General features: G+C 50.2%; 15 protein-coding genes. 6 read left to right on the top strand and 9 right to left on the bottom strand.

Going from position 1 to position 16,349, the window contains the following annotated elements; translation table 11 throughout:
• Positions 1 to 41: 41 nt before the first annotated feature.
• From E7746_RS09145 to E7746_RS09135, 3 genes are all read right to left on the bottom strand, one after another.
• Positions 42 to 935 carry a helix-turn-helix domain-containing protein gene (locus tag E7746_RS09145; protein WP_136410603.1) on the bottom strand — a complete coding sequence of 298 codons (894 nt, stop codon included), beginning with the start codon at positions 933 to 935 and terminating at the stop codon, positions 42 to 44.
• Positions 936 to 1,203: 268 nt separating this feature from the next.
• Positions 1,204 to 2,586, bottom strand: a complete 1,383-nt coding sequence (mnmE, locus tag E7746_RS09140; RefSeq protein WP_136410602.1) for a tRNA uridine-5-carboxymethylaminomethyl(34) synthesis GTPase MnmE — start codon at positions 2,584 to 2,586, stop codon at positions 1,204 to 1,206.
• Positions 2,583 to 3,476 carry a DNA/RNA non-specific endonuclease gene (locus E7746_RS09135; RefSeq protein WP_168184349.1) on the bottom strand — a complete coding sequence of 298 codons (894 nt, stop codon included), beginning with the start codon at positions 3,474 to 3,476 and terminating at the stop codon, positions 2,583 to 2,585. Before E7746_RS09135 ends, mnmE begins: the two co-directional genes overlap by 4 nt.
• 142 nt (positions 3,477 to 3,618) lie before the next feature.
• On the opposite strand from E7746_RS09135, the gene E7746_RS09130 reads away from it, so the two are divergent.
• Positions 3,619 to 3,900, top strand: coding sequence for a nitroreductase family protein (locus tag E7746_RS09130; protein WP_136410600.1), 282 nt, complete (start codon positions 3,619 to 3,621; stop codon positions 3,898 to 3,900).
• Between the two features lie 162 nt (positions 3,901 to 4,062).
• Here the strand turns inward: E7746_RS09130 and E7746_RS09125 are convergent, their stop codons facing one another.
• A complete protein-coding gene (locus tag E7746_RS09125) occupies positions 4,063 to 5,451 on the bottom strand; it encodes a DDE transposase (RefSeq protein ID WP_136409462.1) in 1,389 nt (462 codons plus the stop codon).
• A 128-nt stretch (positions 5,452 to 5,579) separates the two neighbouring features.
• Between E7746_RS09125 and E7746_RS09120 the strand changes: the two genes are divergently transcribed.
• Entirely contained in the window at positions 5,580 to 5,951 is a 372-nt protein-coding gene (locus tag E7746_RS09120) for a nitroreductase family protein (protein ID WP_317130904.1), read from the top strand.
• A gap of 87 nt (positions 5,952 to 6,038) precedes the next feature.
• On the opposite strand, the gene E7746_RS09115 is transcribed toward E7746_RS09120, so the two are convergent.
• The 5 genes from E7746_RS09115 to E7746_RS09095 form a co-directional block, all read right to left on the bottom strand.
• Positions 6,039 to 7,403, bottom strand: a complete 1,365-nt coding sequence (locus E7746_RS09115; protein WP_136410598.1) for an efflux transporter outer membrane subunit — start codon at positions 7,401 to 7,403, stop codon at positions 6,039 to 6,041.
• Positions 7,404 to 7,413: 10 nt separating this feature from the next.
• Entirely contained in the window at positions 7,414 to 10,548 is a 3,135-nt protein-coding gene (locus E7746_RS09110) for an efflux RND transporter permease subunit (protein WP_136410597.1), read from the bottom strand.
• A 9-nt stretch (positions 10,549 to 10,557) separates the two neighbouring features.
• Positions 10,558 to 11,703 carry an efflux RND transporter periplasmic adaptor subunit gene (locus tag E7746_RS09105; protein WP_238337162.1) on the bottom strand — a complete coding sequence of 382 codons (1,146 nt, stop codon included), beginning with the start codon at positions 11,701 to 11,703 and terminating at the stop codon, positions 10,558 to 10,560.
• Positions 11,704 to 11,854: 151 nt separating this feature from the next.
• Positions 11,855 to 12,616: a pilus assembly protein N-terminal domain-containing protein gene (locus tag E7746_RS09100; protein ID WP_136410595.1), complete on the bottom strand. Its 762-nt coding sequence runs from the start codon at positions 12,614 to 12,616 to the stop codon at positions 11,855 to 11,857.
• 227 nt (positions 12,617 to 12,843) lie between these two features.
• Entirely contained in the window at positions 12,844 to 13,053 is a 210-nt protein-coding gene (locus E7746_RS09095; RefSeq protein ID WP_123396526.1) for a winged helix-turn-helix domain-containing protein, read from the bottom strand.
• Between the two features lie 218 nt (positions 13,054 to 13,271).
• Between E7746_RS09095 and E7746_RS09090 the strand changes: the two genes are divergently transcribed.
• From E7746_RS09090 to E7746_RS09075, 4 genes are all read left to right on the top strand, one after another.
• Positions 13,272 to 13,685, top strand: coding sequence for a secondary thiamine-phosphate synthase enzyme YjbQ (locus E7746_RS09090; protein WP_136410594.1), 414 nt, complete (start codon positions 13,272 to 13,274; stop codon positions 13,683 to 13,685).
• Positions 13,686 to 13,701: 16 nt separating this feature from the next.
• Complete coding sequence (gene rsgA, locus E7746_RS09085) at positions 13,702 to 14,637, top strand: ribosome small subunit-dependent GTPase A (RefSeq protein WP_136410593.1); 936 nt, start codon at positions 13,702 to 13,704, stop codon at positions 14,635 to 14,637.
• Positions 14,638 to 14,948: 311 nt separating this feature from the next.
• Positions 14,949 to 15,869, top strand: coding sequence for a ribonuclease Z (locus E7746_RS09080; RefSeq protein ID WP_136410592.1), 921 nt, complete (start codon positions 14,949 to 14,951; stop codon positions 15,867 to 15,869).
• A complete protein-coding gene (locus tag E7746_RS09075; protein ID WP_136410591.1) occupies positions 15,866 to 16,315 on the top strand; it encodes a nucleoside deaminase in 450 nt (149 codons plus the stop codon). The genes E7746_RS09080 and E7746_RS09075 overlap by 4 nt, the downstream gene beginning before the upstream one ends.
• Positions 16,316 to 16,349 lie beyond the last annotated feature (34 nt).

Raw genomic sequence — 16,349 nt, 5'->3', positions numbered from 1 at the left:
GGTGGAATCAGCCACCATCGCGCCACTATAGCCGGATTCGGCTAAATCGTAGGTGGCGCAAGCAAATCATCCAGTTCTTTGCGGGAGAGATAGGTAAACTTGCCTCTCTTGGTACGGGTTATCTTATAGGTTTTGACATAGTGATAGAGCTGGTCTCTGGTCATGCCAAACTTTACCATAGCCTCTGCTATCGTGTATTCAGCCGGAGGTTCAGGTTCCGCCACACCTTTAGCCACATCAAAATGATTCTTTGAATAGCGTACTTCTTTACCGACTTTAGTTTTCGGAATTCCTTCCTTGGAAGCAAGGTTGTATATGGCTGATAGTGTCATCCCGAATTTCTCTTGGATTTCAGCAACAGTGTACCACTCTGTGATTCCCTCCGGAGTTGGTTTCTTTGCAAATGCCCGGTCAACATGGGCTTTGCTCCACATGTTTTTCCCACGATACACGGTCTTGGGGATTTTCTTTTCTTTACAGACTTTCCAAAACCAGCCGTTAGATACCTGATATTTGTCAAGAACTTCCTGTGTAGTGTAAAACTCAGAAATTGGAGTTTCCTCTCGTGCAATGGTTGTCCGTTCCGTCGCAGCGAATAGAGTGTCAATATCGCTTCGCTTGACAAGGGTCTTACGGTTGAGTTTCCATGCCTTGATTACACCTTTATTGATATAGATGTAAAAGGTCTTATAGCAAAGACCAAGATACTGAGCTGCCTGACGGGGAGTGAGAAATTCTTTCTCGTCAATTTCTTTCATCCCGGTCTGAACTCGACGCACCTCTTCTTTGCACAGTTCCATTTTCTCTTTGCGCTTTCTATCCTTATAGGCATGTTCAGCGCATCGTTTGGAACAGTACGCAGTCTGAGTAGTCCGGGCAATGAAGTTTTTTCCGCACCACTGACAGACTTTTTCAATTTGAATGTTACTGCTCATACTGGCTTTATATAAGTGGTTATTTCGCCAATTATTTCGCCAAAAGCGTGTATGGGCGTGTATCGACGTGTACTGACGTGTAAATCCTCCATCACTTATCTCGCGCTTTCGGTCCCGGTCGATGACGAAATACAACCGGGATACAAAAATGGGCGAAAAAGGGGTCAGAATCCGTTAGAATCCATCAGTAAGGGCATGAAAAAAGCGTGCCGTAAAGCACGCTGTACTAATGGATTGTGACGGATTGTGACGGATTGTGACAATTACGTCATTTTCCGATGCAGAAGCGGGAGAAGATGGTGGCGAGGATGTCGGGGGTGGTGATGGTGCCGGTGATTTCGCCGAGGTAGTGGAGGGTTTCGCGTATGTCTTGGGCGATGAAGTCGCCTGACAGGCCGGCTTTTAGTCCGTCGATTGCGCGGGCTATGGCATTGGCGGCGTGAGTCAGAGCCTCATAGTGGCGGGCATTTGTCACCATGATGTCGTTGTGCGACAGGTCGCCTGTGCCCGATGCATTCACCAGGGCTTGTTCGAGAGCCGATATGCCTTCGCCGTTTCGTGCCGACAGCTTTATTACCGTGGTCCCTTCGGGCAGAAGCGAAGTTATGTCTATGTTGCCGGCGTCAATCTTGTTTACCACCGCTATGAGGTGTTGTTCGGGCGATAGATGTGATTCTATTTCAGCCCATGATTTCGCTGCGTTCTCTTGTCCGGCGGTCGCATCGACCATCCACAATATTATCGATGCATTCTTCAGCTTGTTGATGGTGCGTTCGATGCCCAATGCCTCTATTGTGTCAGTGGTCGAACGAAGACCTGCCGTATCGATTAGGCGAAACAGCACGCCGCCTATCTCCATCGTGTCTTCGATTACATCACGGGTCGTTCCGTGTATGTCGCTCACGATTGCCCGATCGTCGTGCAGCAATCGGTTGAGCAGCGTTGATTTGCCAACATTTGTGGCACCCACAATCGACACCGGAATACCCTCCTTCAGTGCCGAGCCGGTAGCAAATGTTGCGGCAAGGCGCGTTACCACACTGTGAATTTCGTCGGCGAGGTCGAGCAGCTTCCGACGCGATGCAAACTCTACATCCTCCTCCGAGAAGTCAAGCTCAAGTTCAAGAAGTGAAGCCAGTTCCAGCAATTGCTCACGCAGTGAATTCAATCGGCCCGAGAAGTCGCCGCGCATCTGTCGCATCGCCACCCGATGGGCCGCACGCGACGACGATGCAATGACATCAGCCACGGCTTCAGCCTCGGCAAGGTCGAGCCGGCCTGAAGCGAATGCACGGCGTGTGAATTCGCCGGCATCGGCTATGCGGCATCCCGTGCGTACAAGCAGATTTATCGTTTCGCGCTGTATCCATTTTGAACCGTGGACCGACAGCTCGACAACATCCTCACCCGTAAATGAGTTGGGGCCGCGAAACACCGTGGCCACGGCTTGATCGAGAATCTCGCTATTGTCGTCGACTATTGTGCCAAGGTGGGCGGTGTGACTTGCCGATTCCGACAGCCGGCGGCCTTTCCACAGTCGGTCAACTACGGCTATGGCATCGCGGCCGCTTATGCGTATTACGGCTATGCCACCAACCCCGTGAGGAGTTGATATGGCGCATATCGTGTCGTTATTGTCGTGAATTGTCATTTTTCGGTGGGTTTTAGTGTACTCCAATAGTGGAAACGGCATTGCGACTCCACAAGCCGCTCGATGTCGTCGGGCAGGGTGCTGAAGAAGTCATGACCGGTGAGCGATTCCACGCTGTCGATGCTCACGGCGGCTTCCTGCAGTCCGCCCTTGTTCTTGCCGTTGTTGAGGATAAACGCTATGCCTCGCGGAGGGTTGGCATAGGGCGACGCTATTATCTTGAAAAAACGCTTTGGCACAGCCACCCGGTTGTCGCCTATCGATTCGGTAATGCTGTCGGTCAATACGGGGCCGGCTATGATTACAATTGCGCTGTCGCATTGCGCCCATGTGCGGCACTTCTCCTCAAGTCGCTTCCATGTGCCCGAATTAAACGATTTCACCTGCGGACAGATGTTGGTCATGTAAAATGACTCCTTCATGGCATTTCGACTCCACTTCATGTCGCTTGCCGGGGCCATGTGTCCGCGGTCATATCCCGAATAGGAGTAGTCCCAAGGATCGGCGCATCCCGCTACCGATTCGTCAGCCTGAAAGTTCTGAGCACGAGGTTCCTTGCCCCGGGTTTCATCGGCGGTCAGCTCCCATGCCACCCAGTTGGGTACATGCTTTGCCGGATTATAGGAAATCGTCATGCCCTCGTAGCTAACAATCTGTTCGGGTGTACCCTTGGCCGTCACTACCCGTTCAAGGTCGGGGATGTGCCCGTGCGACAGGAATCCTCCGTTTAGTGTCTTGCATCCCGAGAAACTTTTCGACACCAATGCGATGAGCACCAGTACAAGGGTGCACAGTGAAGCGAAATATGACTTTGTCGTTCTGCTAAGACCGTTTTTTCCCGATTTTTTCTTTCGTCGTGTATTGTTGTTGCTTTTTCTGCGTGTTGCCATTTCTTTGTCTGAGAATATTGATGCAAATTTACTCATAAATCATGATTCTCGGTATTAAATTGGGTATTAAAGATAAATTCGTTAAATTTATGGCCTGTGAACAAATTAGCAATCATCATCATTATAAATAACAAGATAAATTATGAAATTAACTAAATTGGCTATTGCCATCTTAACAATTGCAACAATGTTGACCACTACAAGTTGTAACAATTCGACATCAAGCGAGAAAGCTCCCGTTGTTGAATCCAATCAGGCTCTTGACGCCATATATACCCGCACGAGTGTGCGCCAGTACGATGCTTCGCGTGCGATTGCAAAGGACACTGTCGACATGATTCTGCGTGCGGCAATGTCGGCTCCCACCGCTGTCAATCGTCAGCCGTGGGCGTTTGTAGTTAGGGATATTCAGTTAATGGCTTGATTTATCAAGCTGAAAATGGAGCGTGGTCGCCCTATGGCGGTGCTGTTTTGATTATGAGGGCAAATTTTCAATTCTCGGCGATAAAATATGACATTTCGGACAAATAGGGATACACTGATTCGCCTCCGATGTGCTTCGGAGATGAGATGACAGTATGATTTTTCACGCTCGCTGTTTTTGTAACTGCTTCTCTTTTTCTTCGATGGCGAGTTGTCGGGCGGCAAGTGTTGCGGCGTTTGCCATGTGGATGCCGAAAAAGAGCAGCAGGGTTTCGCTGCGGGAGTTGCGTGCCGCTATCCGGCCAACGCTGTAGTGTTGTTTCTGATTACCGAAACTGCCCTCCATGGCGGTAGAGCGCAGTGTCCCGATTATTCGTCGGGCTGTGCTTATGTCAGCATCTTCATCCTTGGGCTTCGGGCCTTTGCGGACAAAACAGGTCGTCATGCCGTTTTCGGTGCAATACCGCCGGTTGTCGTTGTTGGCATAGATGGTGTCTGCCCCTACCCTGGTCACTTTGATACCGGTCAGTTCCTGTTGATATTCAATACACTCCTGTAATCTCACGCCCTCGTTGAAGGCTTCGAAGGAATGGTGTTCGATGAATGAAATTCCGTCAATCTGGATGTTGTTGACCTTGACTCCGAACTCCACTCGCTTGTTCTCCTTGCCTCTGACAATAGGACGGATGTACGGACGGTCTATGCTGACGATACGGTGTTTCACCTCCTTTTTCTGAGCAAGTGCGCTCTGCTGGCGATACACCTCTTTTAATGCACTGAGACGCTTGCTTTGCTCTGCGGTGAGCGTGATGTCAACGGTGTGTATCTTGCAGATTCTGTTCCATTGACCTATCTGTTTGGAAAGCAGGCCGAGCAATCGACGGCGGAGTTTGGCGGTTGCCGCCCTGGTGTGCTTGCGATGCTTGGCATAGGTGAGTCTGTCGCGGTCAATATCACGATACTTGTTGCGTGGCAACCGTTCCTTCAACGCCTTGCAGGTCTTTTTTATAAGTGATTGAATCCACTCGCAGCATTCCCACAACAGCTTTACATCTGTCGGGAATCGCAGATGGCTCTCGTAACAGGTGGCGTCGGTCAGGCACAGGTTCTTGTCTTTTAACAAACCGCCCCACTTGTCATACAGCAATTTCTGTAGTTCTTTGATATCAAGAGCTCCGGCTATACGCTGACGGATAGCACTGACTATCTTGCCGTTCTTTATGGGGTTGGCCGGATCTATGAGCACCCCGCAGAACATCTGTATGTGTATACTGCCGTTGAGCATCTCGATCAGGCCGTCATCCGACTGTCCGGTATATGGCTTGAGAAACATCAGCGCCACCTCTCCCTCCGGCGGGAACATCGGAGTGTTGCCCTGAGGATGCGTTTTGGGAAAATGCGAACGGATTTTCTCTGCCAGTTCTTTCAATGGCAATTGCGCATGGATGCGCCCGAGCTCGCTTACGGCAAAACTCTCGCGATATTTTTGCATGAAATCGAACTCGGTAAACGGCAACGTGGCCGTAATCTCGGATATTTTTCGTAACTTCACGTACAATTATTTTAAGAATTACCCCCGAATAAGCCCGTGATGGGTCCATCGGGGGTTCATTGTAAAGTTACAAAATATCTACGACTTTGGCAAACAATTAGTTGGCAATTAACTGAGTATCCCTAGTTATTGATAAGCGTGAAATTCTCGACAGCCTTGCCGAAGGTCTTCCTTACGCCAAGATGCTCAAGCACGCACCGCTTGCCATCATTCCTTGCGGCGACCTGGACAAGGCACTCGAAGGTGACGGACAGGCATTCTGGATTCAGGATGTTTCGGCTGCTACCGAAAACATGCTCATCGCAGCCAATGCCCTTGGTGTAGGTGCCGTTTGGACCGCTGTTTATCCCGATGAAAGCCGCATCGATGCGGTGCGTAAAGTTCTTGGAATGCCGGCTTCTATAATGCCTCTTGCGGTAGTGCCGATGGGATACCCCGCCGGTGAACACCATCCCAAGGACAAGTGGAAACCCGAAAACATCCACTACAACGGTTGGTAATTCACTTCCTTAACGAAGTTAATAAAAAAATGACGAGTGGGATTGAATCCTTAATGGAACAATCCCACTCGTTGTTTCTATGTGTTGTTACCATCCTCCGCCGAGAGCCTTATATAGCTGTACGAGCGCAAGTTGCTTGCTGCACACGGCATTGCTAAGACCTATTTGGGCGTCAAAGTAGCTACGTTGGGCATCGAGCACATCGATGTAGCCGATCACTCCGTTGATGTATTGCAGCTGAGCTATGTCCATTGTGGTTTTGGCCGAGCGTTCAAGCTGCACCATCGACTCATGAATCTCCTTGACCTTGTTGAAGTCGACGATTGCGTTACGAGCCTCCTTAAATGCGGTGAGCACCGACTTCTCGTAGCTGTAGCACTCTTGCTCGTATGCGGCAATCTGAGCTTTGTAGGCGCTGCGTCGGCGTCCCATGTCAAGTATCGGACCAAGCAGATTGGAGCTGAGGTAGTACATGGGCGATTTGAACAGATTGCTGAAATCATCGCTCTCGACTCCGCCGGTGGCCGTTAGCGAAAGCCGGGGAAACATATTGGTGTATGCCACTCCCACTGCGGCGTTGGCGGCTATAAGCTTCTGCTCGGCGGCGCGTATGTCGGGACGGCGTTCAAGCAGCGTCGACGGCAGGCCTATCGGAAGCGATTCGGGGAGAAGTATCGTGCTCGGTTCACGCACTCGGTCGATGTGACGGGGATACTCTCCGGCAAGAAAGGCTATCTCATTCTCTTTAAGGGTGATGTCGCGCTCAAGCACGGGAATATGGGTGGCGGTTTTGGCATACTCCACCTGCGCCTGTTGATAGGGCGTTTCCGAAGTCAATCCGCCCTCAAAGCGCAGTTTTGCAAGCCTCACGCCCTCCTTTCGTGCATTGAGTGTGCGGCGCACGATTGCAAGCTCGTTGTCAAGAGCCACGAGCTCGAAGTAGGATTGCGCTACCTGTGCAATGATGCTCACCGTCAGGGCCCGGCGGTTTTCCACGCTTTCAAGGTATTGCGCTATGCCTTTGTCGCGCGTCCATCGCAGATTGCCCCACAGGTCGGCCTCCCATGTTATTGTGGCCTTTATGCCCGCTTCGGGATCGTTCTTGTAGTGGTCGCCGCCATAATTCAGCGCCTCTTTTTGTGCGTAGATGTTGCCGTTGAGCTGTGGCAGCATGTTGGCGTTGTCGATGCGCTTCATGGCCGCCATCTGGGCGATGCGTGCGGCGGCTATCTTGAGGTCCTTGTTGTTTTCAAGAGTCTTGTTTATCAAGGCTTGCAGGGTGGTGTCGGTGTATATCTGCCACCACTGCATGTCGGCGATCGACGCCTCCTCGACCTGCATCGTGTCGATGCTCTGCGGCAGGTAGAGGTCGGGTTGTGAGAACTTATGTCCGAGCTTGCATGAGCTCATAAGTGTCACGACGATTATCGAAAGTAGCAATTTGGATTTCATATACAGTGAATCATTTTTTGAACGAAGGTAATTTTATGCCTCGGCGTATCACCTTGAACTTGGCGACTGAGCGATATACGATTACGAAGAAGAAGGGCACAAGCAGGATGCCGAATACGACGGCAGATATCATTCCGAAGAACACGCCCGTGCCTATGGCCTGTCGGCTGGCCGATCCGGGACCCGAGGCGATGACCATCGGCAACATTCCGAGAATGAACGCCAGCGAAGTCATGAGGATGGGGCGGAATCGCAGCTTTGAGGCGAAGAGTGCCGCTTCGTAGGCATCGTCGCCCTTGTCGGTCTGCTCTTTGGCAAACTCTACGATAAGGATTGCGTTCTTGGCGGCCATACCCATTAGCATTACAAGACCTATCTGGAAATATATGTCGTTTTCAAGGCCGCACATCCACTCTCCGAGATAGGCGCCCAATGCAGCTACGGGCAGTGACAGCAACACGGCTACCGGCACCGTCCAGCTCTCGTAAAGGGCTGCAAGGAAAAGGAATACGAAAAGAAATACAAGCGACAGCACAAGTCCGGTCTTGCCTCCGGCCTGTTTCTCCTGATAGGATAGTCCGCTCCATTCAACGCCTATGTTCTCGGGAAGGTGTTCGCGGGCAATCTCTTCGAGAATCTCCATGGCCTGTCCCGAGCTGTGTCCTTTCGACGCTTCACCCCTGATTACGGCACTGTTAAACATGTTGAATCGCTTTATGCTGCCGGGACCTGTGGTGTAGGATGTGTTGCCTAGCGAGGTGAGCGGAACCATGGAGTCGCCGCTGCCTCTTACATAGAACATGTTTATGTTTTCGCGATGCTCGCGGTAGGGGGCTTCGGCCTGGATGTAGACGCGGTATATGCGGTTAAACATATTGAAGTCGTTGACATAGACCGAGCCTGTATAGGCTTTCATCGTTGCGAATACATCGGCGAGCGGAACGCCTGCAAACTTCACCTTGTCGCGGTCGACATCGAAGTAGAGTTGCGGAATGTCGGCTTGAAGCGACGATGACAGACCCGTAATCTCCTTATGCTGTGACGCATAGTAGAGTAGGGTGTCGGTGGCGTTGACAAGGTCGTCAAAGGTGGCGTCGCTTCTCGCTTCAAGCTGCATCTCAAATCCGCCCGAGGTTCCGAGTCCGGGAATTACCGGCGGACGCGACAGATAGGCTTTACATTCGGGATATTCGGCGAGGTCATGTTTCACCACCTCCATTATGTCGTCGATTGTTTCATCGTCACGTTCTTCCCAAGGCTTCAGTATCACGGTCAGTTCGCTGCGTGCCTGGCTTGTGCCCACTTGTGAGCTGCTTCCGGCCACACTTTGCACGTACTCTACTGCCGGATTGGCCATCAGGTAGCTCACTGCACGCTCGGTTACCTGGCGTGTCCTTTCGAGTGTCGCACCTTCGGGAAGTTCAAGCTCTACCTTGAAGTAACCCTGGTCCTCAATGGGGAGGAAGCTCGTAGGCATGAGCCGGTTTATGAGAAAAATCAACGCAATCATTACACCGAATGCCGCCATAACGCGCTTCTTGTTGCGCAGTGTCTGGCATATTATCTGGATGTAACGGTTGTTTCCGGTGCTTATCCATTGGTTGATTTTGCGGAATACGATGTTCTTCTTCTCGTTGGGCGTACTGGGCTTAAGTATTAGCGAGCACATAACGGGGCTTAGCGTCAATGCCACCACGGCTGAAAGGAGCACCGACACCACGATGGTTACGGTGAACTGACGATAGAGCTGTCCCGTGATTCCGCCGAGGAAGCTTACCGGGACAAATACGGCAGCCAGAACCAGAGAGGTAGCGATGATGGGGCTTGTGAGGCTCTTCATCGCCTTCTGTGTGGCTTCGTAGGGCGGCAGATGCTCCTCGTCCATTATGCGTTCGACATTCTCGACCACCACTATGGCGTCGTCCACCACTATACCTATGGCGAGTACAAGACCGAGCAGGGTAAGGATGTTGAGCGAGAAGCCGAATATGAGCATGAAGCCGAATGTTCCGATCAGCGATATGGGCACGGCTATAAGGGGAATAAGCGTGGCTCGCCAGCTTTGCAGCGACAGGAACACGACAAATATAACCAGTGCGAGAGCCTCGAAGAGCGTCTTGTACACTTCATGGATTGACTCGGAAATGTAGGTGGTCATGTCGAAGGGTATTCTGTAGCTCAATCCGTCAGGGAAGTTCTTGCTTATGTCGACCATGGCGGCTTTTACCTTGTCAGCAACCTCCATGGCATTGGCTCCGGGAAGCATGTACACGGCAAGCACAGCGGCGTTTTCGCCGTTTATTCCGCTCTCGGTATTGTAGGACTGCGCTTCAAGCGATATGCGGGCCACATCGCGGAGGCGTATGATCGAACCGTCGGGATTGGCTCTCACCACGATCTCTTCAAACTGGCTCACCGACGAAAGTCGTCCCTGCGTGGTGATGGGGATTGTCACATCAAGTCCTGTAACGGGCTGCTGTCCAAGCACTCCGGCGGCCGACTCGCGGTTCTGGTCCTTAAGCGCCTTTTGCAGGTCGGCAACTGTGATGCCGAGGTTGGCGAGCTTGTCGGGCTGTACCCATATCTGCATTGCATAGTATCGGCTGCCGATGTTGGAAACTCGTCCCACACCGGGAATGCGTCGCAGCAGGTCGACTACGTTGAGTGTCGCGAAGTTACTCAGGTATATCTCATCAAATTTAGGGTCGGTCGAGGTGAGGCACAGCGTAAGCAGCTGGCTTGCGGCCTGTTTCTCGACCGATATGCCGTTTTGCACGACTTCGGTCGGGAGTCGCGATTCGGCGAGCTTTATGCGGTTCTGTATCTCTACGGCGGCAAGGTCGGGATTGGCTGAGATGTCAAATGTCACTGTTGCCGAGAAGCCTCCCGAGTTGGAGCTTGACGACTCCATGTAGAGCATTCCCGGCGTACCGTTGAGTTCCTGTTCGATAGGTGTGGCCACGGCCTGTGACACCGTCAGTGCGCTTGCCCCGGGATATGACGCGCTTATCTTAACCACGGGAGGCGTGATTTGCGGATATTGGTCGATGGGAAGCATTGTCAATCCTATCACTCCTATTATTACAATCAGGATTGACAGAACCATCGAAAAGACAGGTCGGTCAATAAAGAAGCTTACTTTCATAGGCTTTTGTTATTCGGTGGCTGTGGGAAGTGAATCGTTGTTTTTTGTTGCGGCCTGATGTTCGGCGGGAACGGTGCCTACACGCACCTTCATGCCCGGCGACAGCTTGTGATGGCCCTCTGTCACGATGTTTTCGTTGGGAACAACACCGCGTTCTACCACTACATTGTTTTCAAATTCGGGGCCTACCTCGATGAAGCGTTTCTCCACTGTCGAGTCGCGACGCATCACATACACGTAGGCTCCGCCCTTTTCAATCGTCACCGCCTTGCGGGGCACAACGGTGGCGTGCTCGCGTACATCGAGCAGCAGCTTTACTTTGGTGAACTGTCCCGGCAGGATTGCGCGTTCGGGATTGGGCATCTCGGCTCTCACCGAGAATGTTCCGGTGTTGGGATCGACCTGCGGTTCTGCGAAATCCACAAGCCCTTTGTGCAGATACACGGTGTTGTCGGCAAGCGTTATTGTTACGTAGGGCTGCCATGAGCGTGACGCATCCTGTTGGCCAAGGTCAACGTTGCGCTCCTTGCTCTTAAGGTAGTCGAGTGCGGTCATGCTGAAGTCGATAAGCACGGTGTCGCTCTTTACTATGGTTGCGAGAAGCGATTTTCCGCCGGGGCCTACAAGTGTACCTAAGTCGGCGTTACGTTCGCTGATGTGTCCCGACAGTGGCGAGCGCACTGTCGTGTAGCCAAGTTCAAGTTCGGCCTGGGCGAGGTCGGCCTTGCTCATCGACACCGATGCCTTGGCCGTTTCGTAGGCGGCTATTGCATTGTCGAGGTCGAGCTGGCTTGCTGCATTCTGCTCATAGAGCGGTCTTATTCGGTCGAGGTCGCGCTTGGCTTTCTGCTCTTGCGACTCATCCTTTTTCAACTGTGCCCGTGCTTTGTCAACCTTGGCCTTGTACTGGTCCTGGTTGATAATGAACAGCACCTGGTTCTTGTTTACGTATGTGCCTTCCTCAAAGAGCATTCGTTCAAGATAACCTTCGACACGCGCTCTTACTTCTACGAATTGTTGTGCACGCACACGACCCACATATTCTCCGTATATTTCAACATCGTCTTCCTGCGATGGCTCGACAGCCACGACAGGAAGTGTCGTTTCTGTTTTTTTGCAACTCTCAAATGTAAGTGAAAACAAAACGAGCAGCATGATTAAATTGCGCCCGGATGTTATAGGCTTGGTAAATAGCACCATAAAAGACAAGATAAATAGTCCAAAAAATAAAATCCCTCGTAGTTGTCAGGTTCTACAGGCAAAGACTGTGAACCGCCTTGCCTGTAGAATCAGTTTAGGTTGTGGTTTATATGCCGAATACACTCGGAGGCAACACGTAAACGGGTGAGAATGCTGCCCTGATGTATTTTGAAGATGCTGTAACATCCGACATCATAAGGTACTGGCCGTCGCTTGATGCGTTGTCATTCTTGAAGTCCTTCAGTGTTTCAGGATCGAGATAACGCTGCAGAATGCTCAACAGTCCGAGCGGAGTTGAGTCAAGCGAGAATTTTACGCTCATTGACTGGCCCTTGTCCAGGAAGTTCATTGTGATGTAGGGACGGCCGCTTTCTACCGAGAAGCTGTAGGTGCCTTTGGCGTGTATCTTGTCAAGTGAAGAGTTGCGCTCTACTACATAGAAATTATAGTTTGAGCCTTCCTTGGCAAGGAATATGCCGTTTCCTGCGTTGAAGATTGAAATACCGCTCTGGTTGTCCGTTACGACGAATGCAAGATTCATCGGCACTACATTCACTTTTAGTGTCTTGTTGACGGGTGGAGTGACTCCGTTGTCGCTTACGGCGATGGAGGTGCGTCCTACAGCCTTGCCGGTTACCACAAGACCTTTAAGCTGGCTTATGGATGCTTCAAGAAGGTAGGGATTGGCTACCTTTACCGACAGATCGTTGGTTCCGCCCGTAAACGGAATACCCTCGTTTACCCCCACTCTTACCGAGTACTCATCTCCGTAAAATGTGAGAGGAGAATCGTCATCGCTGTTGCATCCTGTAAAAAGCACACAACATGCGAGCAAGGCAAAGTTTAAAATCGATTTAGCAATGTTCATAATGTTGTTATTATTGTAATAAAATTTGAGATGTGAAAAAAAACGGACAAAGTTAATCAAAATCGCTTGCAAAATTGGACTATGTGCCAAATTTAAAGTGATTTAACATAAGTGATGACATTGCAAATTACAATATAATCGATCTGGGAGAGGTGGTGTAAAAGAAGGCGATTTGCCCTTACGGTCAATCGCCTTCCTGATAAGGGTTTATAATGGATATAAATTCATTATTGAGCAAGTGAAACAATAAGGTCTTTCTCGTCTTCGCCCTCGGCGATGAGGATTTTACCTTCACGTGCGAGCCATCCTAAGGCTGCATAAAGCTCTTTGTCTTTCAGCTTGGTTATCTTCTTAATCTGCTTCAAGCCAAGAGCATCAGCTTCATTAAGTGCATTCCATACGGAACCGGCATTTGTGCCAATAGTGTCAATGTTCATTGTTGGGTTATTTTAATGTTAGACATAATGATATTTCTCAATAATAGCTACAAAATTACATATATTTTGCAATTTATAACTCAACTTATTAACAAATTTCACTCATAAAAGTTTTCGATAGTGTAAATATTGCAAATTTGAATATACATGAGTCGAACTATCAATCGCTATGACGCGTTTTTGGTAGCAGTTGGAAATTTTGTTACCTTTGCGACATTATGATTGAACAAACAGAATTTGCTCTTGCTCCGCGGCGTCGCGGAATCCATCTCGTGACGGGCGATATATTGCGTCAGCTCCCGGTCCTGCCCAGGAAAGGATTGTTGAATCTGCTCGTAAAGCACACTTCGGCGGCGCTTGCCCTGAATGAGAACGCCGACCCCGATGTGCGTCACGACTTGAACGAGATTTTCAACAGGCTCGTGCCCGAGAATGCTCCTTATTATCTTCACACTCTTGAAGGCGATGACGACATGCCGGCTCATGCCAAGTCGGTGATGGTGGGAGCGTCACTTACGATTCCCATTACCGACGGGCGGTTGAATCTCGGTACATGGCAGGGCATATACCTGTGTGAGTTTCGCGATTACGGAGGTTCCCGCAAAATTGTCGCTACGGTAATAGGTGAATAGACTTTAATATTTTTATATGGACGGCTTGGTTATAAAGAATACCGGAAGTTGGTATGTGGTTCACGCCGATAACGGCGAGGATGTCAATTGTAAGATAAAGGGGAATTTCCGTCTGAAGGGAATTCGCACTACCAATCCTGTAGCTGTGGGCGACCGTGTGACAATATCGGTCAATCCCGACGGTAACGCTTTCATAACTGCCATACAACCGCGTAAAAACTATATAATAAGGCGTGCAAGCAACCTCTCCAAGGAGTCGCACATAATAGCGGCCAATCTTGATTGTGCCTTTCTTGTCGTTACATTGGCTCATCCGGTTACTTCTACAACATTTATCGACCGTTTCCTTGCTACGGCCGAGGCCTATAGGGTGCCTGCCGTGTTGCTTATAAATAAGGTGGACTTGCTCACCGATGACGAAGATAAGGAGTATTGCGAGGCCGTGGCATCGTTATATCGCACGATAGGATATGATGTATTGGAAATTTCGGCTCTTACCGGTGAAGGCATGACTGAATTGAGAGAGCGTTTGAAGGATAAGATATCGCTGTTTTCGGGAAATTCGGGAGTGGGGAAATCTACGATAATAAATGCGTTGTTGCCCGACCTTGACTTGAGGACAGGTTCTATTTCCGACATGCACGATACGGGTATGCACACCACCACGTTTTCCGAGATGTTTCCGCTCCCTGAAGGGGGATGGATTATCGATACTCCGGGCATAAAGGGATTCGGTACCATTGACTTTGACAAGCATGAGATTGCCCACTTTTTCCCCGAGATATTCAAGATTTCGGCCGATTGCAAGTACGGCAACTGTACTCACACCCACGAGCCGGGATGTGCGGTGCTGAAAGCGCTTGATGATCACTACATTTCGCAGTCGCGTTATGCGTCCTATCTGAGCATTCTCGACGATACCAACCCCGACAAGTATCGCAAGCCGTTCTGATGTCGGAGCTACCCTATAAAAAGATCGATGCGATCATCTCACGACGACCGCACCGCTTGTAAACCTTAAAAATCTAATCCTATGAAAAAACTGATTCAAAAATAATTTATAATTCATTTATATCCAAACCAAAGGTTAACTTTTTATCGTAAATTAACCTTAATAATGTTAATATGGGCCAGAATACGGCAAAATGAGCCATCTAAGCTGTTGCTTTTTTACATTTGTATATAAAAATTCATTATTAAGGGCTGTAATGAAATGTCAAGGCTCAGGCTCTATTTTTCAATAAAAGCATTAACTTTGCGGATATGGCAAAATTTCAAATAAATTATTTAGGATGCGGTTCCGCGACACCCACCTTGCGACATCTGCCGAGTTGTCAGGTGCTGGACTTTCGCGACAATCTGTTTATGATCGATTGTGGCGAGGGGGCTCAGTTGTCGATGCGTCGTCAACGCCTTAAATTCTCGCGGCTGTCCCACATCTTCATCTCGCATCTGCACGGCGACCATTGCCTCGGATTACCCGGCCTTGTGTCGACACTGGCGCTTACCGGGCGTGAGGGAGGCGACATAACGATACATACATTCAAGGAGGGTGTCGAGATTTTCAAGACCATGCTTGACTTTTTCTGTCGTGAAACTCCATTCACGATTCACTATAATGTCATCAATCCGCGAGGCAATGAGGTGATTTTTGAGAATGACTCGCTTGTCGTGAGGTCATTCCCGCTATATCACCGCGTGCCATGCTCGGGATTTGTGTTTGCCGAGAAGCCAAAGCCGCGTCATCTGCGAGGCGACATGGTGCGGTTCTATAATGTGCCGATACGCCAATATCAGGCCATAAAGGGCGGTGCCGACTTCGTTACTGATGACGGCCGTGTGATACCCAATGAGTGGCTCACATTGCCGGCCGATGCTGCGGTAAGTTACGCCTACTGTTCCGACACTGTCTACGATGAGCGCGTAGCGGCTGCGGTGGAAGGTGTCGACACTATCTACCACGAGGCGACATATACCGACGAATATGCCGACAAGGCTCGCACAAGAGGTCACTCTACTGCTGCCGAGGCTGCGCGAATAGCTCGGCTTGCAGGCGCCAACCGCCTTGTGCTCGGACACTTTTCCAAGCGTTACATTGACGAGGCGAAGCATCTTGAAGAGGCCAAAGAGATATTTCCAAACACTATAATTGCTTATGAGGGCATGTCCCTCGATTTATTATGATTGAAAATGATGAGGATCGCCATTTCATGAAAGTGGCTATTGACGAGGCTCGCAGGGCTTACGAGGAGGATGAGGTGCCCATTGGCGCCGTTGTGGTGAGCAAGGGTCGCATAATAGGACGAGGTCACAATCTCACCGAAAAGTTGAACGATGTCACGGCCCATGCCGAGATGCAGGCCATCACGGCTGCCGCCAATTATCTGGGCGGGAAATATCTTGACGACTGCACGCTCTATGTCACGGTCGAACCTTGCATTATGTGTGCCGGAGCGATAGGCTGGAGTCAGCTGAAGCGTATTGTCTACGGTGCCCCCGACACAAAGCGAGGGTTCACCACATTCACGTCACGCACTCCGTTTCACCCTAAGTCGGTGGTCGTTTCGGGAGTCATGGAGGAGGAGTGTGCCGAGATTATGCGCTCGTTTTTCTCGCGTAAGCGCAAATGAATTTTTGCCGTGAATGTTTTTATGCGTAATTTTA

The organism is Muribaculum gordoncarteri (genome assembly GCF_004803695.1).
Lineage (GTDB): Bacteria > Bacteroidota > Bacteroidia > Bacteroidales > Muribaculaceae > Muribaculum > Muribaculum gordoncarteri.
Note: the sequence above shows the minus strand (reverse complement) of the source record. Positions and strands in the feature narration are given on the sequence as shown.